Raw genomic sequence first — 23,637 nt, forward strand, 5'->3', positions numbered from 1 at the left:
AATACTATGTCTAAATCAGATTTAAGCACTTAATCCCTCATAAACAGGTATATCAAAGACTTGAAATTCTCGTTCTAAATTCTCTGTGAATATCGTGAGCCTTTTCTTACAATTAATTTAATTGGGTTACGCTATTTATAAAGTTTAAACCAAAATCAAAACCAATTAATTTTTTTATGAAAAAGCAATTTACAAACCCCTTACTTATCCTGTTAGCTTTATTCAGTTTTGGCTTTCTACAAGCACAAGATCCATTTATTACTAAATGGAAAACGGATAATGAAGGCGAATCCAACGACAATCAAATTACCATTCCCACAGGTGATGGCACTTTTGCGTATACTGTAGATTGGGGCGATGGAACTACCGACACTACAGTGTATACGGGCGATGCCACCCATTCGTATGCGGCTGCAGGTACCTATACGGTAAGTATCAGTGGCAATTTTCCGCATTTAAGAAATGATTATAATACAGATAGTGATAAACTTCTTTCAGTAGAGCAATGGGGAGACCAAGTGTGGAGGTCTATGGAAAAGAGCTTTTACTATTGCTCTAATTTGGTTATCAATGCGTCAGACGCACCCAATCTTACACAAGTAACCAATATGCAGACTATGTTTGGACAAGCAAGTTTATTTAATTCCGATATAAATAATTGGGACGTTAGTAACGTAACCGACATCTCTAGAATGTTCGTCGGTGCTGATGCCTTTAACCGAGATTTAAACGATTGGGATGTTTCTAATGTTACCGATATGGAAGGCTTGTTTCTTAACGCTTATGCTTTTAATGGAAATATCTCTAATTGGGATGTAGGTAAAGTGACATCAATGGCTAACATGTTTTTGAATACAGCTTTCAATCAAGATATTAGCGGTTGGAATGTAGCTAATGTTGAGGATATGGAGGATATGTTTAATGGTGCAAACAGTTTTAATCAAGATATTGGGAATTGGAATGTCTCGAAAGTAGAGGATATGACAAGCATGTTTGAAGATGCTACGAGTTTTAACCAAGACATTGGAGGTTGGAATGTAAATCAAGTGCAGAAGATGTCGGGAATGTTTGCAGACGCTATTTCATTTAACCAAGATATCGGTAATTGGGATGTAAGCAATGTAATAGCTATGGGGACTTATTTAGATCCATACATGGGGAGGGCAATGGCTTATATGGGAATGTTTGAAGGAGCAACTTCTTTTAACCAAAACATTGGAAATTGGGATGTAAGCAATGTTTTAGGTATGGGGGGCATGTTTGCAGACGCAACAGCTTTTAATCAAGACTTAAGTGATTGGGATGTTAGTAACGTAACAAATATGGGATCTGTAGAGGAATCTATGATGCCACCCGGGTTTCGAATAGGTCAAGGTATGTTCCAAGGAGCAACAGCTTTTAATCAAGACTTAAGTACTTGGGATTTAAGCAGCGTTACTGGAATGTATGATATGTTCAATAGTGCAGGACTTTCCACAACAAATTACGATAATACCCTAATTGGCTGGAACACCCTGGATGCTTCCTCAGGGGAAACCCAAATACCAACAGGTATTACATTCAACGGCGGTAATAGCACCTATTGTTCAGGAGCCACTGCGAAACAAAATTTAGAAGATACATATGGCTGGACCATTACCGATGGTGGTGAAGATTGTGCGTTACCTTTCATTACCAAATGGCAAACGGATAACCCAAACCAATCAATTACGATTCCTACAAATTCATCATTTACCTATAGTTATACAGTAGACTGGGGTGATGGTTCCACAGATACTACCGTTTACACTGGTAATGCAAGCCATACTTATGATGACCAAGATATTTATACCGTTAGTATTATTGGGAATTTTCCACAAATATTATTTGACGATAGTGGGGATAAAGACATGATTCTTTCCATAGAGCAATGGGGAAATCAAGTATGGGCCAGTATGGCCAATAGTTTTTTTGGATGTTCAAATTTAGAATATAATGCTACCGATGAGCCAGATTTTTCCTTGGTTACGGATATGACTAGGGCTTTTACACTTGCAACCATATTTAACGGAGATATTAGTGGTTGGGATGTTAGTAATGTTAACAATATGAGTAATATGTTTTATGGGGCAACTGCTTTCAATCAAGATTTAGGAAGTTGGAATGTAAGTAGTGTAACCAATATGGCTCAAATGTTTAACCGTGCTACGGCTTTTAATCAAGACCTTGGTGGATGGGATGTAGGTAATGTTATTAGTATGTACGCTATGTTTGCTGATGCAACCGCCTTTAATCAAGATATAGGTAATTGGAATGTAAGCAGTGTAACCGACATGAGAACTATGTTTTACCGTGTTACTGATTTTAATCAAGATATTGGGAGTTGGAATGTCAGTAATGTAACCGATATGGAATATATGTTTTCTGGGGCAACAGCTTTCGATTATGATTTGGGTAGTTGGGATATAAGTAATGTAACGAATATGGAAGAAATGTTCGATGCAGCTAGCTTATCACAGGAGAATTACGACAACATCCTAATTGGCTGGAACACCTTGGATACAGCTGCTGGAGAGACACAAATACCAACAGGAATCATATTCGAAGGCGGTAATAGTATCTACTGTGAAGGAGCAACAGCGAGACAAAGTTTAATCGATACCTATGGGTGGACCATTACGGATGCCGGTGAGGATTGTCCGTCTCCTTTTGTAACAACTTGGAAAACCGATAATGAAGGTACATCAGGTGACAAACAAATAACCATTCCTACAGGTGATGGCACTTTTGCTTATACAGTAGATTGGGGCGATGGTACTACCGACACCACAGTGTATACGGGCGATGCAACCCATACGTTTGCGACTGAAGGAACATATACCGTAAGTATCAGTGGAGATTTTCCGCATTTAAAGTTTGCTTATTATACAGATTATGACAAGTTACTTACAGTAGAACAATGGGGAGGCCAAGTATGGCAATCTATGGAACAAAGTTTTTACTACTGCTCTAATGTTCAGATCAATGCGATTGATGTTCCTGACCTTTCTTTGGTGACCAATATGTCTAGTATGTTTGCCCATGCAACAAAATTCAATGGAGATATCGGTGATTGGGATGTAAGCAATGTCACTAATATGGCTTTTACGTTTTATCATGCAGATGCTTTTAACCAAGATATCACTGATTGGAATGTTAGCAATGTAACCAGTATGGAAGGTATGTTTCCTGACGCAATAGCTTTTAACCAAAATATCGGGAAATGGGACGTAAGCAATGTAACAACAATGCATTCGATGTTTGCGCGTGCAACCGCTTTTAACCAAGATCTTAGTAGTTGGAATGTGAGCAATGTTACCACTATGCAGGGTATGTTTTACAAAGCAACAGCTTTTAACCAAAATATAGACAATTGGGATGTGGGCAATGTAACCTCTATGCGTGAGATGTTTCTAGGGGCAACTGCTTTTAATCGGCCTATCGGTACATGGGATGTTAGTAGTGTTACCATTATGGCAGCTATGTTTCTAGATGCAACAGCTTTTGATCAAGATTTAGGTAGTTGGGATATAAGTAAAGTAAGGGACATGACAATAATGCTTCAAGGAGCAACATTATCCTTAAAAAATTACGACAACACCTTAATGGGTTGGAACACCTTGGATACAGATGCCGGGGAAACAAAAATACCAACAGATCTTAATTTCGATGGCGGTAATAGTGTGTATTGTACAGGAGAGGCTTCAAGGCAAGATCTAATTGATAGCTATAGATGGACCATTACCGATGCCGGTCTAAATTGTGACATTGTTGATTCTGACGAAGATGGTGTATCGGACGATATGGATAACTGTGCAGACACCCCAGCTGGCGAAACCGTGGATGCCAATGGCTGTTCGGACAGTCAGAAAGATACCGATGGTGATGGTACTCCTGATACGGAAGATGCGTTTCCGTTGGATGCGGATGAGGATACCGACACAGATGGTGACGGAACGGGTGACAACGCCGATACCGATGACGACGAAGACGGAGTATTGGATGCCGAAGATGCTTTCCCATTGGATGCAAACGAGGATACCGATACCGATGGTGACAGAACGGGCGATAATGCCGATACCGATGACGATGACGATGATGTTTTAGATGAAAACGATACCTGTGCAAATACACCGACCGGTGAAACTGCAGATGCGAATGGTTGTTCCGATAGCCAAAAAGAGGCCGATAGTGATGGAGATGGTATCAACGATACCCTTGATATGTGTCCGGATACTCCAGCTGGTGAAACGGTTGATGCCGAGGGTTGTTCCGAAAGTCAGAAAGATGACGATAGTGTTGAGTTACCTGCGACTGTTGTTTCGGCACAGGCCTTTACCCCGAACGGAGATGGAATAAATGATAGTTGGGTTATTCAAGGAATCGAAAATTATCCGTCATCAATTGTAAAGGTATACAACAGATGGGGGCATGAGGTATTTGCCGCTGTAGGTTACCAGAACAACTGGGGTGCTAACTATCAGAATAATAGTAAAAAGGTACCAGCAGGGTCCTACTATTTCGTAATTAATCTTGCCAATGGAGAGGCCCCACAAGATGGTTGGCTCTTTATAAACTATTAAATCAAAATAATTAAAACCGTTGTGTTGAGCAGGGTCAAGATAAATTATTGACCTTCTCAACACAACCAAAAAATATACCATGAGAAAAAAATCAATTATTAAAAATATACTTTGTTGCATTAGTTTCTTTGCGCTATATGCAGCTTCTGGCCAACAAGACCCAAATCGTTCTTTTTACCGATATGCTATGAATTTGGTTAATCCTTCATATGCTGGTGTTTCACAAAGTGTTGAAGGAAAAAGTGCTGTTCAAGGAAGTGAAATTGGGATAAATATAAGAAGTGAATGGGTAAGTGTAGAAGGCGCTCCAGAAAGTCAAAGTGCTTTTTTTAGTACGGGCTTGGGAGATAATATAGGCTTGGGAGTCTCTATTGTTAATGACAAAACATTCATTGAAAGTAGTGCTTCCATAAATGTAGATGTATCGTATAAATTAATGTTATCTGAAGTTACCAACTTATATTTAGGGGTAAAAGCAGGAGGCAATTCATATGATGCTAATTTATCTGGACTGCGGACCTTTGGTATAGGTTCTGATCAAAGTTTAACTAATATAGACGGCGGCTTTAAGCCTAATGTCGGTGCTGGTGCATTAATTAAAGGAGAACGTTTTTTTGCATCACTTTCTATTCCTGGAATTTTGAGTAATGATCGTTTGGAACAAGAAAATGGCGTTGCCTCTTATGCTGCTGGAAGAGCTCACGTTTATATGGCTGGTGGCTATGATTTTAAACTTTCGGATAACCTCAAATTTAAACCATCTTCATTATTAAGATATGTAGCATCGACACCATTGTCTGTTGATTTTACAGCTGCTTTTAGTTTTAATGATAAAGTAGAAATAGGTCCCTCGTACAGAATTAACGAAGGTTTTGGAGGCTTACTTATGTTTAACGCTGCTAATTGGATAAATATGGGCTACGCCTATGAAACAGCATTTAACAATGAAATTGTTACAAATTCACAGGGTACGCACGAAGTATTTATAAAATTAATAATGTAGAGTTTATAATATTATTAATTGCCAGTTGAAATTAATAATGGTTAAGGCACCTAATTTTTTAATCTTTAAATTTGGTCCTCAATGACCTTGTAATTTTATTTACAAGGTCATTGGTTATCAATAGAAGAAAAAAAAGTTAGGTGTCTATTAGCTTTTGTCTATTTCACTTTATCATAAAGTCTAGACATTTCTATTAGAGGGTTATGTCCAAGGTAATCAATACAGGGTTCATTTTTCTCAGTTTGTGGTTTTCTTAAAACATCTTTTGGGCTCCCCCCTAAAGGATTATAAAATTCCCAAATGGTTCCTGTCTCTTTAAATTGTTTAGAGCTTTCATTTAATGCTTTTTCCAACAGTATTTTAGTAGCATCCTCTCTCCCGTATGTTGCACAACCACGAGCAATCCAATACGTCATACTATTCCATGAAGGGCCACGCCACATTCTTAGTTCAAATTTTGGATCTTTTTTACCAACAGTAGCAAGAGGGTGGGTGGTATTAAAATATTCTGTATTCAATAAGTAGTCATCTATTAGCCGATCTGCCTGTTGTTGTGTTGCCACACCGAAAACCAAGGGAAATAAAGTTTCGAAAGCTAAACTTCTAAGCTTTGGGTCTTCCATAGCCCAAGAATCATAAAATAGACCTTCTTTTTCAGAATATAATTCAGTTTGAATAAACTTCTTTAAATCGCTAGCACGTTTGTCAAAATAGGTATTGTCTAACTTTAATTCTTTAGACCATTTGCTGGCCATTTCGTACATGAAGTATACATGGCAAGTAGCATCGATACATGCAAATTTCCCATCTTTAGTGTCGTCAAAGCGAATTCCTTCATCAATGCCACTTTCCCATTCTTTTAATAAGATGTCATTATAAAAAAATCCTTCACCTTCTGCTTTTCTGTTATTTTCGAACCAGGTAATCTGTCTAATTAATGGCGAATAGAACTGGTTTATAATAGAATCATTTCCAGTTACAGTTCTATAATCTTCAATTGCAAAAGGCCAGAACGGTGGATGTCCTATTTCTTTATCCCATGTAACGGTGTCAGATTCTGCATTTGGCATCCAAATTGAACCAGGAATTAAACCGTCTGCTTCTTGGTTTTTAATATTGTTAAACATTTGTTTAATCGCATGCTCGGGATGCGAATTTACAACGTCAATAGCTTGATTTACAATATCCCAATGTCCAAACGCTGGCCCGTAAATATAACCAGGTCCTATTTCTTCCCATTCATAATCAAAAGGCCATTTTGCAGGATGCGTACTTTTTTTGTGCAATTCTGCAACATATGCTAACATCGGTCTCCATTCGGGTTTTCCAATGGAATTAGCTTCGGTAACAAGTTCTTCCCATCCGGAGGTTATTTTTTTAGAACGTGTTTCGGTAGTATTGTTTTGTTTTTGATTAGAAGTATTTGTGCAGCTAAAAAGTGTTACACTAATAAGTAATAGTAGGAGGATACTTTTCATTCGGATTAGACTTTGTGTTTTTTTTAGTTTTTCTAATTAAACTTAGAGAAGTAAATATGCAAATATTTTTTGGCTAAAACCGTCGAAAATACATTTTGAAACAAATTATTACGATTAATTGAATTATAAATGAGCTGAAATTATCTTTTCTCAATTGTTGAATTATTTATTCAAACTTATATGTGAATTATGAGGTGATATATAATGAGTAATAAATAAAAATCGAACGTATTGAGAGCTATGCTATACTTATTTTATAATAAAATTGGATTAAATTTAAAAGATCAGAACTTCAATTATTTTTAGCGCAATTATTGATTAATTGTACAGTAATTTTAATTGCTCATTTGGTGTATAAATTGAACAAAAGTTAAATGGGTAATGTTAGTTGTATGGCATAGCTTGCTAAGCACTATTATTAAAGTAAAACAGAAATTAAAAGGAAATGAAAATAGTAAGGGGAAGTCTAATTATCGTTGGGTCGTTTATTTTAATGGTGGCTTGCAATTCAAAAAAAGGAAATCAAGATGTGGTTATCGAAAAACAGCCTAATGTGCTAATTATATTAACCGATCAATGGCGTGCCCAAGCAACAGGCTATGCTGGCGATGTAAATGCTAGAACTCCGAATTTAGATAGTTTAGCATCTATGAGTGTTAATTTTAAAAATGCGGTTTCAGGTATGCCCGTTTGTTCCCCATTTCGGGCTTCCCTATTAACAGGACAAAGACCTTTAACACATGGAGTTTTTATGAATGATGTGCAATTAGATACCAATGCTGTAACTATGGCTAAGGTTTTTGCTAAAGCAGGTTACGATACAGGATATATAGGTAAATGGCATTTAGATGGCCATGGACGTTTACAGAATGTAGCTCCGGGAAAAAGAAGACAAGGTTTTCAATTTTGGAAGGGGAATGAGTGCACACACAACTATAATGAATCGGTGTATTATGATAATGACAATCCTGAAAGCCAAGTATGGGAGGGCTATGATACCTTTGAACAAACCGATGCTGTAATCGATTATATGAAAGGAAAAAGGAATTCTAAAAATCCATTTTTGATGATTTTGTCCTATGGAACACCGCATGCACCCTATCATACAGCACCTAAAGAATATCGAAATCGATTTAATGCTGAAAACATTGAACTTAGAGATAATGTACCTGATAATTTAAAGGAAAAAGCTAAAAAGGATTTGGCCGGCTATTACGCTCATATTGCTGCACTTGATGATATGATAGGCAAAGTGATGAAAAACTTAAAGGATTCGGGACAATTAGAGCATACGATTGTTTTGTTCACTTCGGATCATGGGGATTTATTAGGTTCTCATGGGGCATATAAAAAGCAACAGCCTTACGAAGAATCTGCCCGTGTACCTATGTTGTATTATCTTCCTAATAATTTAAAGATTAAAAAGGGCATACGCAATGCATTAATAAATTCTGAAGATATAATGCCAACTCTTTTAGGCTTATGTGAAATACCAGTTCCCAATACAATGGAAGGGTTAGATTATAGACCTTATTTAGAAGGAAAAGTAGAAATGGGGAATTCCACTTTATTAACCTGCGTACAACCTTTTGGCCAATGGAATAGAATAAAATATGGAGGAAGGGAGTATAGGGCACTTAAAACTTTGAAATATACTTATGCTCGTGATTTAAACGGACCTTGGTTGTTGTTTGATAATGACAAAGACCCTTATCAATTAAATAATCTTGTTGGAAATGAAACCTATGCTTCATTGCAACAAGATTTAGAAAATCAGCTTTCTAATCGATTAATTGAAACAGGAGATGAATTTCTCCCGGGCTTAGATTATATTGAAAAATGGGGTTATCCTGTGGATGAAACCGGCACGGTGCCTTATTTTCATTAGAAAGTATAATGCATAAAAAAAGCCGAGCATATGCTCGGCTTTTTTACTACTTGTACTCGAGATGGGACTTGAACCCATACGGCCGTTACGGCCATTGGATTTTAAGTCCAACGTGTCTACCAATTCCACCACTCGAGCTTCAATGTACTCGCTAGTACATGAATAAAAAAACGCTGACCAGCAGCGTTTTCTCAGAGCGAAAAAAGGGATTCGAACCCTCGACCTCCACCTTGGCAAGGTGATGCTCTACCCCTGAGCTACTTTCGCGTGTGATATTTTTAACTTGCCTGCCTATAGACAGGATTTAAAAGAACGTGCATTTCTTTCGTAATGCGGATGCAAATTTAATACAATTCTATAAAACGCAAAGGAATTTCGTATTAAAAATAAATAGATTAAAAATTAACTCGTTGCCTTCTTATTTTTAGTGAGCAATCGTTTAATTTCATTTAGCTTCATAAGTGCTTCAACAGGAGTGAGTGTATTGATGTCTAAATGGGTAATTTCTTCTTTAATCTGTTCTAATAAAGGGTCATCAAGATTAAAAAAACTGAGTTGCATTTCGTCTTGTGCGCTTTGTAGCTTATCTGTTAATTCTTCGCTAGAATGCGATTTCTCAAGTTTTTTGAGAATTTTATTAGCCTTATGTATTACTTGCTGTGGCATACCTGCCATTTTAGCCACATGTATACCAAAACTATGTTCGCTGCCACCTGCGACCAATTTTCGTAAAAAAAGTACTTTGTCTTTAAGCTCTTTAATGGAAACATTATAATTTTTGATGCGGTCAAAAGTTTCTGCCATTTCATTTAACTCATGATAATGAGTAGCAAAAAGTGTTTTTGCTCTGGCCGGGTGTTCATGAAGGTATTCTGATATAGCCCAAGCTATTGAAATGCCGTCATACGTACTTGTACCGCGCCCAATTTCATCAAGAAGTACTAAACTACGTTCCGATAAGTTGTTCAAAATAGAGGCTGTTTCATTCATTTCCACCATAAAGGTAGATTCACCCATAGAAATGTTGTCACTAGCGCCAACTCGTGTAAAAATCTTATCTACATAGCCAATTTTTGCAGATTCTGCAGGAACAAAACTACCCATTTGCGCCAATAGAACGATAAGTGCTGTTTGCCTTAAAATAGCAGATTTACCACTCATATTTGGTCCCGTAATCATTATTATTTGTTGGTCGTCACGATTAAGCGAAACATCATTAGGAATATAGGTGTCTCCCGGAGGTAATTGTTTTTCAATAACAGGGTGTCGCCCATTTTTAATATCTAATGCAGTTGAATCATCCAATTCAGGTGCTACATAATTATTGTCTTTTGCCAATTGTGCAAAACTGCAAAGGCAATCGAGGTTAGCTATTTGCTGTGCATTTTGCTGAACAACTACAATGTATTCTTGCATCCAGACTATTAACTGTGCAAAAAGTTGTTGCTCTAAGCTTAAGATTCGCTCTTCTGCACCTAAAATTTTAGCCTCATATTCTTTAAGTTCTTCCGTAATATAGCGCTCAGCATTGACCAAAGTTTGTTTGCGAATCCATTCTTCAGGGACTTTGTCTTTATGCGTATTTCGGACTTCTATGTAATATCCAAAGACATTATTTGAGGCTATTTTAAGTGATGTTATTCCGGTACGCTCCGTTTCGCGAGCTAACATTTTATTAAGGTAGTCTTTACCCGAAAAGGCCAAGCCCCGCAGTTCGTCTAGCTCCTCTGAATATCCTTTGGCTATAGCATTGCCTTTAAGAATATTTACCGGAGCTTCTTCACTAAGCATGCCTATTATTTTATCTTGTAATGCTTTACAAGTATCTAAAGAAGTACCTATTAATTGTAGCGCTTCATTTTCGCTATCTTCACAAAATTGTTTGATTGGAGTAATTGAAACCAACGAGTTTTTAAGCTGAACAACTTCCCGCGGGTTAATTTTGCCAGTTGCTACTTTTGAAATTAAACGTTCAATGTCGCCCATGGGTTTTATCCAACCTTTGAGTTTTTCATGACCAATGGCATCATTAAAAAGATGCGAAACAACTTGATGTCTTCGTTTTATTTTTTCAACATTTTTTAAGGGCAATGCAAGCCATCTTTTCATTAACCGACCACCCATTGGTGATAAGGTGCGGTCAATAATATCAATAAGTGTTACTGCATTGGCATTCGTTGAATGATAAAGCTCTAAGTTTTTAATGGTAAAGCGATCCATCCAAACATAATCCTCTTCAGCAATCCTTTGTAGTGTATTTATATGTTGTAATTGCCGGTGTTGCGTTTCGGATAAATAATGTAATACAACAGCTGATGCAACAATTCCTTCAGCCAAATGGTCTATTCCGAAACCTTTTAAACTAGCAGTTTTAAAATGACTATTTAATGTTTCATTGGCGTAATCTTCTTGATACACCCAATCTTCTACAAAAAAGGTATGGTAGTTTGATCCAAATAAATCTTGAAATTCATTACGATGTGCTTTTGAAACTAGAATTTCGTTAGGAGAGAAATTCTGTAATAGTTTATCTATTTGCTCTGAATTACCTTGTGTGGTTAAAAATTCTCCGGTTGAAATATCTAAAAAGGAGATGCCCAATAGTTTTCTACCAAAATGAACGGCACATAAAAAGTTATTCGATTTAGCTGAAAGTATATCATCATTAAGTGCTACTCCGGGAGTTACCAATTCTGTTACACCTCTTTTAACTATAGTTTTGGTTAGTTTAGGGTCTTCCAATTGGTCGCAAATTGCGACACGTTGCCCTGCTTTTACCAATTTAGGAAGATAAGTGTTTAGTGAATGGTGTGGAAAACCCGCTAATTCAGTGCGATCACCACCATTGTTTCTATGCGTGCAAATAATGCCAAGTATTTTCGAGGCTTTTACAGCATCTTCACCAAAGGTTTCGTAAAAATCTCCTACACGAAATAGTAATAAAGCATCAGGATATTTAGTCTTGATGGTATTGTACTGTTTCATTAAAGGAGTAACCTTCTTGATTTTTTTTGTGCTAGCCAAACCGGTAGATTTCGTTTATTTTTGTTGCAAACGAAAATACCATTTTTGATTGGTGTAATCGGAGATCGTTGATATTTTGGAATAACTTTTAATGTTCAAAATCAGTCGTTATTACAATCACTAAAATAAATTCAAATTAAAGAATGCGAAAGCTTAAAAACGAAGAATTAGATAGACTTACAACTGATGAGTTTAAGGAAGTAGCAAAGTCGCCGATAGTAATTATTCTTGATAACATTAGAAGTCTAAACAATATCGGTTCTGTATTTCGTACAGCTGATGCTTTTTTGATAGAAAAAATTTATTTGTGTGGAATTACAGCTACCCCACCGCATAAAGATATAAGAAAAACTGCACTTGGAGCGACAGATAGTGTAGCATGGGAATATGCTGAAAATACAATTGATGTTGTAAACGCATTACAAAATAAGGGCTACCGTGTTTTAGCTGTTGAACAAGCAGAAAATGCTACTTTTTTGAATAATCTCGAAATTGATAAAGGCAAGAAGTATGCACTTATTTTCGGCAATGAAGTTAAAGGTGTACAACAAGAAGTAGTGGATGCTAGCGATGAGGTGATTGAGATTCCTCAATTTGGTACAAAGCACTCTTTAAATATTTCGGTTAGCGTTGGGGTAACTATATGGGATGTTTGGTCGAAATTGAATTCTTAAAAAGACCAATTCATTACATATTGCTGTATTTGATTCATTACGGTTTCATAGTCGTTCTCATTTTCCACAAAATCCAATTCCGTAACATCAATAATTAAACTGTTTTCAGTTGATTGACTTTTAATATACTCGAGGTATCCCTTGTTGATTTTATCTAGATATTCAAACGAAATTTCTTGTTCGTAATCGCGTCCTCTCTTTTTAATATTATCTAAAAGTCTATCTGTATTCTGATAAAGGAAAACATAAACATCAGGTTTTTTTACTTCTCGGTACATAAAGTCGAATATCTTTCTATACAGTGAAAATTCAACATCTTGTAAAGTGATTTTAGCAAAAATTAAAGATTTGTAGATGTCATAATCACTAACCATAAATTTTTTAAATAAATCTAATTGGTTGGTGTCATCAATAAATTGCTGATACCGATCTGCTAAAAAAGACATTTCTAAAGGAAAGGCAAACCTGCTTTGGTCTTCATAAAATTTTGGTAAAAATGGGTTGTCTGCAAATCGCTCCAGAATAAGTTTGGCATCAAAGTCTTTAGCAATTCGCTTTGCTAATGTTGTTTTGCCTGCACCAATATTTCCTTCAATGGCAAGGAATTGCAATTGTGAAAATAATTCAGACCTGTTTTTGTAAAGTACCAAATTTGTCTTCTTCGGTAGAATTTCATCCTTACATTCTTGCAATAAATTACGTGAATCTTTTTTTAATAATGGATGGTAAAATTGTGGAGCAATATCTGCTAGTGGTCTTAGAACAAAACGTCTTTCTTCTAATCTAGGGTGTGGAATAATTAGTTGTTCACTTTTTAAAATCATTCTGTTATAATACAGTATGTCTATGTCAATACACCTGGCTGCATAACCATTTTCGCCAGAACGTCTTCGACCAATAGAAGTTTCAATTTCCATTAATTGTTTAAGAAGTCTAGGTGCAGTAAGTTGCGTAGTAAGTTCCAGACAAATATTAAAAAAATCATCACTTTCAAAGCCCCATGCTGCACTCTGATATACTGGTGAGACTAATTTTACTTTACCTGTAAGTTTATCAATATTATAAATAGCTTCTTGTAACATACTTAGTTTGTCGCCGAGATTGCTGCCTAAAGAGAGGTAAACGGTATTTTTATCATTCATAATAGGAAACCAAATTAATTAAAAAGAATTTCACAATAGTTATCTTTGCCAGCTAATAATATAGAAACTATGAATTTTCTGAGAAATCTATTGGCGGCTATTTTCGGCTGTCTTATTGCATTCGGAATAGTCTTTGTCATGTTTTTCATTTTTGCAACTGTTTTGGGTAGCACAGAGCCAAATGTTTCAATAAAGAGTAATTCGATATTAGAATTGCAACTAAATAGACCTATTAGTGATTATACAGGTACTAATGATGTTGATCCATTTGCTGGAATTTTTGAGGAATCTCAAGGGTTAGATGAGATTTTACATGCCATAGAAATCGCGAAAGATGATAAGGATATAAAAGGAATTAGCATTAAAAATAATTTCCTTTTAGCGGGTTTAGCTCAAACACAAGCTATTCGTAAGGCATTGTTGGATTTTAAAGAAAGTGGTAAGTTTATTTATGCCTATGCCGATTTTTATATGCAAAAAGATTACTATTTGGCAAGTGTTGCGGATAAGGTTTATTTAAATCCAGTAGGAGTATTAGATTTTAAGGGCTTGTCTTCGGAAGTTCTTTTTTACAAAGATTTACAGGAAAAGACAGGTATTAAAATGGAGGTTATTAGGCACGGTAAATACAAAAGTGCTGTTGAACCTTTTTTATCAAATGAAATGAGTGATGCGAATAGAACTCAAATCAAAGAACTAATAGGTTCTTTATGGAATTCTATGATTGCAGATATTTCGGAAGGACGAAATATTAGTCCGGAGAACCTGAATATTATTGCTGATACTTTAGGGGGAAGAACTACAGCATATGCAAAGACTTCTGGACTTATTGATGATACCTTGTTTTATGATGAATATGAAGCGAAACTACGTGAAACATTAGAATTAAAAGATGATGAAGATCTGAATTCAGTTCTTTTGGAAGATTATGTTGTTCGTTCTAATGCGAAGAAAAGTCATGTTGGCGAAAGTAAGATTGCTGTAATTTTTGCTCAGGGTGAAATTATGTATGGTGAAGGTGGTCCTGATGTTATTGGACAAGGAATTATTAATGAGGCCATTATAAAAGCGCGAGAAGATGACAAAATTAAAGCGATTGTTCTACGTGTGAATTCTCCGGGGGGTAGTGCTCTAACTTCAGATATTATTTGGCGCGAAATAGAATTGGCGAAAGAGAAAAAGCCGGTAATTGTATCCATGGGAGATGTAGCTGCTTCTGGCGGGTATTATATTGCTGCCGGTGCAGATAAAATATTTGCAGAACCAACAACGATAACTGGTTCTATTGGTGTTTTTGGTACAGTGCCTAATATTAAAGAGTTGGCAGAAGATATAGGTATTAATGCAGAGCAAGTAGGTACAAATAAAAACTCTGTTGATTATTCTTTATTCGAGCCGATGTCAGATAAATTTAGAAAAACGTTACAAGATGGTGTAGAAGAAACCTATGAAACGTTTTTATCGCGGGTAGCTAAAGGTCGAAAAATTACCATAGCCCAAGCAGATAGTATGGCGCAAGGTAGAGTATGGAGTGGGGTAGATGCAAAACGATTAGGCCTTATTGATGAACTTGGAAATTTAGAAGATGCCATAGCCGAAGCTGCTAAAATGAGTGATTTAAAAGAATACGGAATTAGGAAGTATCCAAAGTATAAAACAGGTTTGGAGCGTTTTATGGAAGATTTTGGAGGAGTAAGTTTAAAAGCTAAGCAAGAATTTATTGAAGAAGAAGTGGGTGTTGAAGCTTATGCTGTATTAAAACAATTTAAAACAGCGATGGAGCAAAAAGGTGTTCAAGCTAGAATGCCATTCGTGCTAGAAATTAAATAGTCATTGAATGATTGAGAAAATGACTCTGAAAGATAAAAAATTGGCCTATCGCATCTATTTGTATCTAGGTGCGCTTTTTATTACTTCATTGGTTGTTTCAAATTTAATTTTTCAAAAATTCTTTTACTGGAATCCCTTTGGTGATGTACAAGTATTTGGTGTTTCGTTATTTGAGATTTCTGTAGGTGTATTGCCATATCCTATTACTTTTTTAATTACTGATTTAATATCAGAAATCTTTGGTAAGAAAAAGGCCAATGAGATTGTTACAGCTGGTATTTTTGCCTCCTTCTTTTCAATGAGTATTATTTTGGTTGCAGATTTGGCTCCAGCTATCCCTTCTTCGCCATTAAATAATGAGGTTTTTAGTCAGGTTTTTTCACTATCTCCGTTGGCTGTTTTGGCCTCTATGATGGCATATTTGTCGGCTCAATATATTGATATTGCAATCTATCATTTCTGGAAAAAGAAGACCAATGGTAATCATCTTTGGCTTCGAAATAACTTTTCAACCTTTTTATCTCAATTTTTAGACACCTTCGTCGTCGTAGGGTTGTTATGTATTTTTAAGGTGCTTCCATGGCATTTGTTCTTTGGATTAGTCGTATCTGGCTTCCTTTTTAAGATATTTATAGCATTTCTCGACACCCCTTTACTCTATTTCTTCGTATATCTTTTAAGAAAAAGATTCGGTCTAAAAATCGGAGAAGAAATTAACCTAGAGATTTAGAAAATTCTTAACCTTTCTGTTAAAATATTGTCTCCCGTTTTAAGTTATATAATGAAGTGATTTAAGCTTTTTTGATTGTATTGTAAAAGCTCTGCTTTATAATCAACTAAGGAGTTTTAAATTATTTGCTACTCAAAAAAATTAATTGCATGAAGAAGGTTTTTAAGATATTAGGTGTTGTAGTATTGTTGTTGGTAGTACTATTAATAGCTACTCCATTTTTCTTAAAAGGGAAAATCGATGATATTATCAAGAATAAAGTCAACGAGAATGTAAATGCTACTTTAGACTTTGTCGATGCAGATTTAAGTTTGTTTAGTAATTTTCCGAATGCCACAGTAACACTAGAAAAGGTTTCTTTAGTTAATAAAGCACCATTTGAGGGTGATACGCTATTCGCAGCAAATGAGGTTGAATTGAAATTAGGAATAAGTCAATTTTTTAAAGAATCTGATGAGCCTATAAAAATAGACCGATTCTTTGTTGATGGTGCCAATGTAAATGTCAAGGTAGATGCTGAAGAGCGTGCTAATTATGATATTTCTAAAGACTCAGGTGTCGCAGAAACAGAAAGCTCATCCAATGACGCTAGTTTTAACTTAGCAATGGATGAATATAGCATTCAAAATTCCAAAATCGTTTATGATGATAGAAGTTCAGATATGAACTTAATGATTACAAATTTTAATCATTCGGGTACTGGAGACCTATCATTAGCAACTTCTGAGTTAGATACTAAAACTACAGCGCTAGTTTCATTTGGAATGGATAGCACCTATTATTTAAAAAATCATAAGTTAGCTTTAGACGCCCTTATAGGGGTAGATTTAGAAAAGATGAAATTCTCATTTCTAAAAAATGAAGCACTTATTAATCAACTGCCATTGGTTTTTGATGGTTTTGTACAGTTAAATGATACGAATCAAGAAATCGATATCAACTTTAAAACATCTTCTTCAGAGTTTAAGAATTTTTTAGCGGTAATACCGGAAGAATATTCTAAGAGTCTCGATAATATTAAAACAACAGGAGATTTTACTGTGGCTGGTGAATTTAATGGTGTTGTTGATGAAACCCATATTCCTAAATTTAATATTAAATTAAATTCGAATAATGCCTCTTTTAAATATCCAGACTTGCCAAAAACGGTACGTAATATATTTATAGATGTAGCTGTAAATAATACAACTGGTATTACTGAAGATACTTATGTTGATATCAATAAGCTATCTTTTATGATTGATGAAGATAGATTTAATATGGTATCTAATATTAGAGATTTAATGGGTAATATGAAGATTGATGCTAAAGTTGATGGTAAAATGAACTTGGCAAATATTTCAAAAGCATACCCAGTACCAGCCGATTTAAATTTAAAAGGTTTATTGGATGCTGATATTTCTGCTAATTTTGATATGGCATCAGTTGAAAACAAAAAGTATGAAAATACTAAGATAGATGGCGATTTTAGCCTAAAAGATTTTGAATACAATTCAGATGAAATGGCAAATCCTGTAAAGATCTCGACTACTAAATTAACCTTCAATCCCAATAAGGTTAGTCTGAATGAATTACAAGGTAGTACTGGTAAAACAGATTTTAATGCTTCTGGTACTATTGATAACTTGTTAGGTTATATGTTTAATGATGAGAATGTGAAAGGTGATTTTAATCTAAAATCAAATACTTTTTCTTTGAATGATTTTATGACCGCAGACAAGGTAGCCCCCGCAGGTGATTCTAAATCTGAACCTGTACCAACAGGCGAAGAGTCTTTAAAAATTCCTTCTTTTTTAGATTGTACTATAAATGCCTATGCAGCAACTGTATTATATGATAATCTGACTTTAAAAGATGTAAAGGGTACGCTATTAATTAAAGATGAAAAAGCAACTTTACAAAATATGACAACTTCTATTTTTGATGGAAAAATGGCTTTCAATGGTGAGGTTTCTACAAAGAATGATATTCCAGATTTCGGTATGAAACTAGATATGAAGAATTTTAATATCAGTGAAACCTTTGAGTCTTTTGAGCTTTTTAAAACTTTAGCTCCTGTTGCAGGTGCCTTACGTGGTGTTCTTGATTCTGAAATTAAGATTTCAGGTAAGTTGAATGATGATTTTACGCCAGACATGGCGACAATCTCAGGAGACGTGTTGGCGGAATTAATGCAAACGGAACTTGATCCTAAAAAGACAGCAATACTAAATAAGGTAGGGGAGAAGTTGAGTTTTTTGAAACCAGAGAATTTAGATTTAAAGGGATTAAAGACAGCGTTAACTTTTGAAAATGGAGAAGTTAAGGTGAAGCCTTTTAAGATAAAATATCAAGATATTGACATGAATATTTCCGGTAGTCACACTTTTGATCAAAAATTAAATTACGCGGCGACCATAGACGTACCTGCAAAATATTTGGGAAGTGAAGTAAATAGTCTAATTGCTAAAATTGATGATAGTTCTTTAAAAGATTTAACAATACCAGTTACTGCTAACATTGGAGGTAATTACGCAAACCCTGCTGTATCTACTGATTTAACGGGTGGTGTAAAAAGCCTAACTACCAAACTGGTTGAAATAGAAAAGCAAAAATTAATTAATAAAGGAAAAGACAAAGCCAAAGATTTATTAACCGGTGTTTTAGGTGGTAAAACCACTGAAAGTGATTCTGCCACAACGGAAGATAAGACCAAAGAAGGAGCTAAGGAGATTCTAACCGGAATATTAGGTGGTAAAAAAGAGGAAGCCACTGAAGTAGATAAGGATAGCGTTCCAGAGGTGAAAACTGAAGAAGCTGTAAAAGAAAAGGCCAAAAGTATCCTAGGTAGTATTTTAGGTAAAAAGAAGGGTGATGCTAACTAATAGTTAGGCCTACATAATAACCTTCGCTACCACGAACATTAAAAACAGTATTGTCTTCAAAGATAAAATATTGGCCTTTTATGCCTTTTAATACACCTATGTAGTGTGGATTTTTAGTAAGGTTAAGGCTCTTTACTTTTTCTGGATATTGTAGTACAGGAAAATCGAGATTGGTCTCGGTATTATTTTCAATAAAATATTCTTGAGCTTCTTCAGGTATATATTTTTTAAGTTTTGCTCGCCATTCTACTAGATTCTCATCATCAACCGTATTGGTTAACATTTTACGCCAATTCGTTTTATCACCAACATGGTCTTTTAAGGCAACTTCGGTAATGCCAGCTAAATATCGATTCGGAACTTCTACAATTTCTATCGCCTCATGTGCGCCTTGATCAATCCATCGTGTAGGCACTTGCGCCTTTCTAGTTACGCCAACTTTTACATTACTAGAATTTGCTAAATATACTATATGGGGTTGTAGTTGGGCTCTTTTTTCATATTCGAGATTACGATCTTCTTTACCTAAATGCGCGGTACTCAATTCGGGCCGCATTATCCAGTCGCCCGCAGCGGGAGTTTCAAAAAAGCAACTTTGGCAGAAACCTTGGCGGTAAATGGGTTTATCTTTTCCACAATTTAGGCATTGGTACTTAATAAAGTCTATACTTAGTTGCTTATCAAGTATTTGATTTACATTTAAAAAATCATTCTCAAATACCATATAATATTGAATCGGACTACCGAATTCAGTTTGCATTTTTCGTAGAACACCTTCGTATTGCATGCTTTAAATTGTTATTTGAAAATGATAGTTTAATACATTATTTTAGAAGGCTAAATATACCTAAAAATGTCAATACCATTATTCAATTCAATTGCTTCTTGGTTATTGAAAAAGCGCTATCACCAAATAGAACTTTTTCTAAAATACCCTGAAGAAGTTCAAGAAGAGGTATTACGGCAATTGCTTGAAATAGCGGAGGAAACAGAGGTTGGTAAAAAATATGAATTTGAATCGATTAGTAATTATCAAACCTTTCGCGAACGTGTGCCTATACAATCTTATGAAGAAATTGAACCTATAATTGAGCGTACTCGTCGCGGAGAACAAAATATCTTTTGGCCTACTTCAATAAGATGGTTTGCTAAAAGTAGTGGAACAACTAATGCTAAAAGTAAGTTTATTCCTGTTAGTGCAGAAGCTTTAGAAGATTGTCATTATAAATCAGGTAAAGATTTGTTGTGTCTCTATCTAAACAATAATGAAAACTCTCAATTATTTACCGGTAAAAGTTTACGTTTGGGTGGGAGTAAAGAGCTTTATGAAGATAATGGTTCGTTGTTTGGTGATTTATCAGCCATTTTAATTGATAATATGCCGCTTTGGGCAGAATTTAGTAGTACGCCTAGTAATAAGGTTTCTTTAATGAGTGAATGGGAGTATAAGCTAAAAGCTATCATTAAAGAAAGTACGCAGGAGAACGTAACCAGTTTGGCAGGAGTTCCATCTTGGATGTTGGTGTTGCTTAATAATGTAATTGAAGAAACAGGAAAAGATCATTTGTTCCAAGTTTGGGAAAATTTGGAAGTTTATTTTCATGGTGGTGTTAGTTTTAACCCCTACAAAGAACAGTATAAGAAGCTGCTACCACGAAAAAGTTTCAAGTACTACGAAATCTACAATGCATCCGAAGGCTTTTTTGCAATTCAAGATCGAAATGGTGCCAACGATCTATTGTTGATGTTGGATTACGGAATATTCTATGAGTTTATTCCAATGGATCAATATGGGACCGAAGCACAACAGGCGATTCCGTTATGGGAAGTTAGGATTGGTAGAAATTATGCCATAATTATTACGACCAATTCTGGTTTATGGCGCTATAAAATTGGTGATACAATACGCTTTACATCTACAAATCCTTATCGTATTAAGGTAACAGGTAGAACCAAACATCATATTAATGTATTTGGTGAAGAGTTAATAATTGAAAATGCCGAAGAGGCGTTAAAAAGTGTTTGTAAAAAAACTGGTTCTGAAATTAAAGATTATACGGCAGGTCCCGTTTTTATGGCGGGTAAAGAAAAAGGAGCACATGAATGGATTATTGAATTTAGAAAGCCACCAGAAGATCTCAATTATTTTACCGAACTTTTAGATAATGCCCTTAAATCTTTGAATTCCGATTACGAGGCAAAACGTTATAATAGTATTACCCTCAATTTGCCTAATGTGCATGTCGCACGAGAGAATCTTTTTTATGATTGGCTAAAGTTTAATAATAAATTAGGAGGGCAGCACAAGATTCCACGCCTATCTAACCAAAGAGATTATATCGAAGAATTACTTTCTATGAACGCTTAGCCTGTCTTTTAGGGGGTTTTTAACTAGGCTATTCAGGTACAATAGCTTCCTATGTCGAATTTTTACTTCCGATAAACAAATAAATGCGGTTTTCAAGCGTTTAATGTTCAATTTGCCAATCTAAATCTTATTATACACACAAACAAATACAAAATTATGGCAGAGAGACTAGTCGTCTTATCGGATATGTGGGGAGTTAAAAAAGGATTATGGATTACTTCGTACTTGGGGTATCTTCAACAGTATTATGATATTGTTTTCTATGATATGCAGCAATTGGCTCATATTGACTTAACCGTAAATGATGAAGAGAATTTACACAAGGCCTTCGTAGAAGGTGGAATTGATACAGCAGTAGCACATTTAATTCGTAAAGAAAAAACAGCTTCGCATTACTTGGCTTTTAGTACAGGTGGAACAATTGCTTGGAAAGCTGCTTTAAAGGGTCTTCCGGTAAAATCTTTATATACTGTTTCTGCAACTAGAATTCGTGAAGAAAATCAGAAGCCAGATTGCCCAATGAATTTAATTTATGGTGGTAATGATTCTTTTATGCCTAAAAAAGAATGGGCGCAAAAAGTAGATGCTGAATTAGAAATTATACCAAACTTTGGACATGAACTTTATACTGATGAAAAAATTATTGGTAAGGTTTGTCAAGATTTGTTGGCTAATGTAACTAAAGTGAAATTTAAAGAAAGAAAAGTAGTCTAAGAGTGATTACCTATATAATATAAAAAACCTCGTCTGCTAAAAAGCGGACGAGGTTTTTTTATGTGCTTACTTTTAAACGAATTATGAAACCGCCTTTAATTTCTTAATCGTTTCATAATTTAATTTGCTTTCAGCATATGGTTTACTTACTTTAAATTCTTTTTCTCCACTGGTAGGCATCTCAAACATGGCGTCTGTAAATATAGCCTCACATAAAGAACGAAGTCCTCTAGCACCTAATTTATACTCAATTGCTTTCTTAACAATATAATCTAAGGCCTGGTCGGTAATGGTGAACACAATACCATCCATAGCGAAAAGCTTTTCATATTGTTTAATAATTGCATTTTTAGGCTCAGTTAAAATTGCTCTCAATGTTTTCTCATCTAAAGGATTCATGTGAGTTAAAACAGGAAGTCTCCCTATTATTTCAGGAATCAATCCAAAGTCTTTTAAATCCTTAGGGATAATATATTGCAAGATATTAGCTTCGTCTAAGTTGTCTTCAGCTTTTGAAGCACTATAACCTATTGATTGTAAATTCAATCTTTTAGAAATAGCACGCTCAATGCCATCGAAAGCACCTCCGGCAATAAATAATATATTTTCAGTATTTACTTCAATAAATTTTTGATCGGGATGTTTTCTGCCTCCTTTTGGTGGAACATTTACTACAGTACCTTCCAATAATTTAAGAAGACCTTGTTGAACACCTTCACCAGAAACATCTCTAGTAATAGAAGGATTATCGCTTTTACGTGCAATCTTATCAATTTCATCAATAAATACGATACCTCTTTCCGTTTTTTCAAGATTGTAATCTGCAGCTTGTAAAAGACGCGTTAAGATGCTTTCTACATCTTCACCTACATAACCAGCCTCAGTTAATACAGTAGCATCAACGATTGCCAATGGCACATTTAACATGCGTGCAATGGTTTTAGCCATTAAGGTTTTACCCGTACCCGTTTGCCCAACCATGATAATGTTACTTTTTTGAATCTCTACATCATCTTCGTTGGAGCTAGGTTGTAACAATCTTTTATAATGATTGTATACAGCTACAGACATTACTTTTTTGGTACGTTCTTGTCCAATGATAAAAGTGTCTAAAAATTCTTTAATCTCAATCGGTTTCTTTAGAATCAATTCAGAAGACAAATCGTTTGTTTTCGATTGCTTCGATTCTTCCGCCACTATACCATGCGCCTGTTCTATACATCTGTCACAGATGTGCGCATCCAGACCAGCTATTAATAGATTAGTCTCTGGTTTCTTTCTTCCACAGAACGAACATTCTAAATTTTCTTTTGCCATACTA

At 35.3% G+C, this 23,637-nt stretch carries 14 protein-coding genes and 2 tRNA genes; 9 read left to right on the forward strand and 7 right to left on the reverse strand.

From position 1 onward, the window contains the following. Window positions 1-176 precede the first annotated feature (176 nt). Window positions 177-4,601, forward strand: a complete 4,425-nt coding sequence (locus UH7x_RS11655; protein WP_482360111.1) for a BspA family leucine-rich repeat surface protein — start codon at window positions 177-179, stop codon at window positions 4,599-4,601. Window positions 4,602-4,680: 79 nt separating this feature from the next. Then, on the forward strand, window positions 4,681-5,604 hold the full coding sequence (locus UH7x_RS11660) for a PorP/SprF family type IX secretion system membrane protein (RefSeq protein ID WP_482360112.1): 924 nt from the start codon (window positions 4,681-4,683) through the stop codon (window positions 5,602-5,604). A 158-nt stretch (window positions 5,605-5,762) separates the two neighbouring features. Here the strand turns inward: UH7x_RS11660 and UH7x_RS11665 are convergent, their stop codons facing one another. Next, entirely contained in the window at window positions 5,763-7,082 is a 1,320-nt protein-coding gene (locus UH7x_RS11665) for an MGH1-like glycoside hydrolase domain-containing protein (protein WP_482360113.1), read from the reverse strand. Between the two features lie 445 nt (window positions 7,083-7,527). Between UH7x_RS11665 and UH7x_RS11670 the strand changes: the two genes are divergently transcribed. Further along, window positions 7,528-8,970: a sulfatase-like hydrolase/transferase gene (locus UH7x_RS11670; RefSeq protein WP_482360114.1), complete on the forward strand. Its 1,443-nt coding sequence runs from the start codon at window positions 7,528-7,530 to the stop codon at window positions 8,968-8,970. Between the two features lie 53 nt (window positions 8,971-9,023). On the opposite strand, the gene UH7x_RS11675 is transcribed toward UH7x_RS11670, so the two are convergent. The 3 genes from UH7x_RS11675 to mutS form a co-directional block, all read right to left on the reverse strand. Continuing rightward, window positions 9,024-9,108: transfer RNA gene (locus UH7x_RS11675), tRNA-Leu, on the reverse strand. Between the two features lie 57 nt (window positions 9,109-9,165). Then, window positions 9,166-9,237: transfer RNA gene (locus UH7x_RS11680), tRNA-Gly, on the reverse strand. 135 nt (window positions 9,238-9,372) lie between these two features. Then, window positions 9,373-11,955 carry a DNA mismatch repair protein MutS gene (gene mutS / locus UH7x_RS11685; protein WP_482363600.1) on the reverse strand — a complete coding sequence of 861 codons (2,583 nt, stop codon included), beginning with the start codon at window positions 11,953-11,955 and terminating at the stop codon, window positions 9,373-9,375. Between the two features lie 182 nt (window positions 11,956-12,137). Between mutS and UH7x_RS11690 the strand changes: the two genes are divergently transcribed. Further along, window positions 12,138-12,668, forward strand: coding sequence for an RNA methyltransferase (locus UH7x_RS11690; RefSeq protein ID WP_482360115.1), 531 nt, complete (start codon window positions 12,138-12,140; stop codon window positions 12,666-12,668). Here UH7x_RS11690 and folK read toward each other — a convergent pair. Further along, entirely contained in the window at window positions 12,665-13,810 is a 1,146-nt protein-coding gene (gene folK, locus UH7x_RS11695; protein WP_482360116.1) for a 2-amino-4-hydroxy-6-hydroxymethyldihydropteridine diphosphokinase, read from the reverse strand. The two genes, UH7x_RS11690 and folK, sit on opposite strands and share 4 nt — an antisense overlap. 69 nt (window positions 13,811-13,879) lie before the next feature. On the opposite strand from folK, the gene sppA reads away from it, so the two are divergent. From sppA to UH7x_RS11710, 3 genes are all read left to right on the forward strand, one after another. Further along, entirely contained in the window at window positions 13,880-15,640 is a 1,761-nt protein-coding gene (sppA, locus tag UH7x_RS11700; RefSeq protein ID WP_482360117.1) for a signal peptide peptidase SppA, read from the forward strand. 19 nt (window positions 15,641-15,659) lie between these two features. Beyond that, on the forward strand, window positions 15,660-16,370 hold the full coding sequence (locus tag UH7x_RS11705; protein WP_482363601.1) for a queuosine precursor transporter: 711 nt from the start codon (window positions 15,660-15,662) through the stop codon (window positions 16,368-16,370). A gap of 149 nt (window positions 16,371-16,519) precedes the next feature. Then, entirely contained in the window at window positions 16,520-19,234 is a 2,715-nt protein-coding gene (locus UH7x_RS11710) for an AsmA family protein (protein WP_482360118.1), read from the forward strand. On the opposite strand, the gene UH7x_RS11715 is transcribed toward UH7x_RS11710, so the two are convergent. After that, window positions 19,227-20,021 (reverse strand): DUF2797 domain-containing protein, encoded by a 795-nt coding sequence (locus UH7x_RS11715; RefSeq protein ID WP_482360119.1) that lies wholly within the window; start codon window positions 20,019-20,021, stop codon window positions 19,227-19,229. The genes UH7x_RS11710 and UH7x_RS11715 overlap by 8 nt on opposite strands. A gap of 66 nt (window positions 20,022-20,087) precedes the next feature. Here UH7x_RS11715 and UH7x_RS11720 point away from each other — a divergent pair, with 66 nt between their 5' ends. After that, on the forward strand, window positions 20,088-21,602 hold the full coding sequence (locus tag UH7x_RS11720) for a GH3 auxin-responsive promoter family protein (RefSeq protein WP_482360120.1): 1,515 nt from the start codon (window positions 20,088-20,090) through the stop codon (window positions 21,600-21,602). A 156-nt stretch (window positions 21,603-21,758) separates the two neighbouring features. Further along, window positions 21,759-22,316: a dienelactone hydrolase family protein gene (locus UH7x_RS11725; RefSeq protein ID WP_482360121.1), complete on the forward strand. Its 558-nt coding sequence runs from the start codon at window positions 21,759-21,761 to the stop codon at window positions 22,314-22,316. Between the two features lie 81 nt (window positions 22,317-22,397). On the opposite strand, the gene clpX is transcribed toward UH7x_RS11725, so the two are convergent. Beyond that, window positions 22,398-23,633 carry an ATP-dependent Clp protease ATP-binding subunit ClpX gene (clpX, locus tag UH7x_RS11730; protein WP_482360122.1) on the reverse strand — a complete coding sequence of 412 codons (1,236 nt, stop codon included), beginning with the start codon at window positions 23,631-23,633 and terminating at the stop codon, window positions 22,398-22,400. Window positions 23,634-23,637: the final 4 nt, after the last annotated feature.

This window comes from Aurantibacter sp. UH7, from assembly GCF_056839165.1.

Excerpts from the sequence above, each read along its gene's own strand:
- UH7x_RS11670 (WP_482360114.1), top strand. The coding sequence starts at position 7,528 with ATGAAAATAGTAAGGGGAAGTCTAATTATCGTTGGGTCGTTTATTTTA.
- UH7x_RS11705 (WP_482363601.1), top strand. The coding sequence starts at position 15,660 with ATGACTCTGAAAGATAAAAAATTGGCCTATCGCATCTATTTGTATCTA.
- UH7x_RS11725 (WP_482360121.1), top strand. The coding sequence starts at position 21,759 with ATGGCAGAGAGACTAGTCGTCTTATCGGATATGTGGGGAGTTAAAAAA.
- sppA (WP_482360117.1), top strand. The coding sequence starts at position 13,880 with ATGAATTTTCTGAGAAATCTATTGGCGGCTATTTTCGGCTGTCTTATT.
- UH7x_RS11710 (WP_482360118.1), top strand. The coding sequence starts at position 16,520 with ATGAAGAAGGTTTTTAAGATATTAGGTGTTGTAGTATTGTTGTTGGTA.
- UH7x_RS11715 (WP_482360119.1), bottom strand. The coding sequence starts at position 20,021 with ATGCAATACGAAGGTGTTCTACGAAAAATGCAAACTGAATTCGGTAGT.
- folK (WP_482360116.1), bottom strand. The coding sequence starts at position 13,810 with ATGAATGATAAAAATACCGTTTACCTCTCTTTAGGCAGCAATCTCGGC.
- clpX (WP_482360122.1), bottom strand. The coding sequence starts at position 23,633 with ATGGCAAAAGAAAATTTAGAATGTTCGTTCTGTGGAAGAAAGAAACCA.
- UH7x_RS11665 (WP_482360113.1), bottom strand. The coding sequence starts at position 7,082 with ATGAAAAGTATCCTCCTACTATTACTTATTAGTGTAACACTTTTTAGC.
- UH7x_RS11660 (WP_482360112.1), top strand. The coding sequence starts at position 4,681 with ATGAGAAAAAAATCAATTATTAAAAATATACTTTGTTGCATTAGTTTC.
- UH7x_RS11655 (WP_482360111.1), top strand. The coding sequence starts at position 177 with ATGAAAAAGCAATTTACAAACCCCTTACTTATCCTGTTAGCTTTATTC.
- mutS (WP_482363600.1), bottom strand. The coding sequence starts at position 11,955 with ATGAAACAGTACAATACCATCAAGACTAAATATCCTGATGCTTTATTA.
- UH7x_RS11690 (WP_482360115.1), top strand. The coding sequence starts at position 12,138 with ATGCGAAAGCTTAAAAACGAAGAATTAGATAGACTTACAACTGATGAG.
- UH7x_RS11720 (WP_482360120.1), top strand. The coding sequence starts at position 20,088 with ATGTCAATACCATTATTCAATTCAATTGCTTCTTGGTTATTGAAAAAG.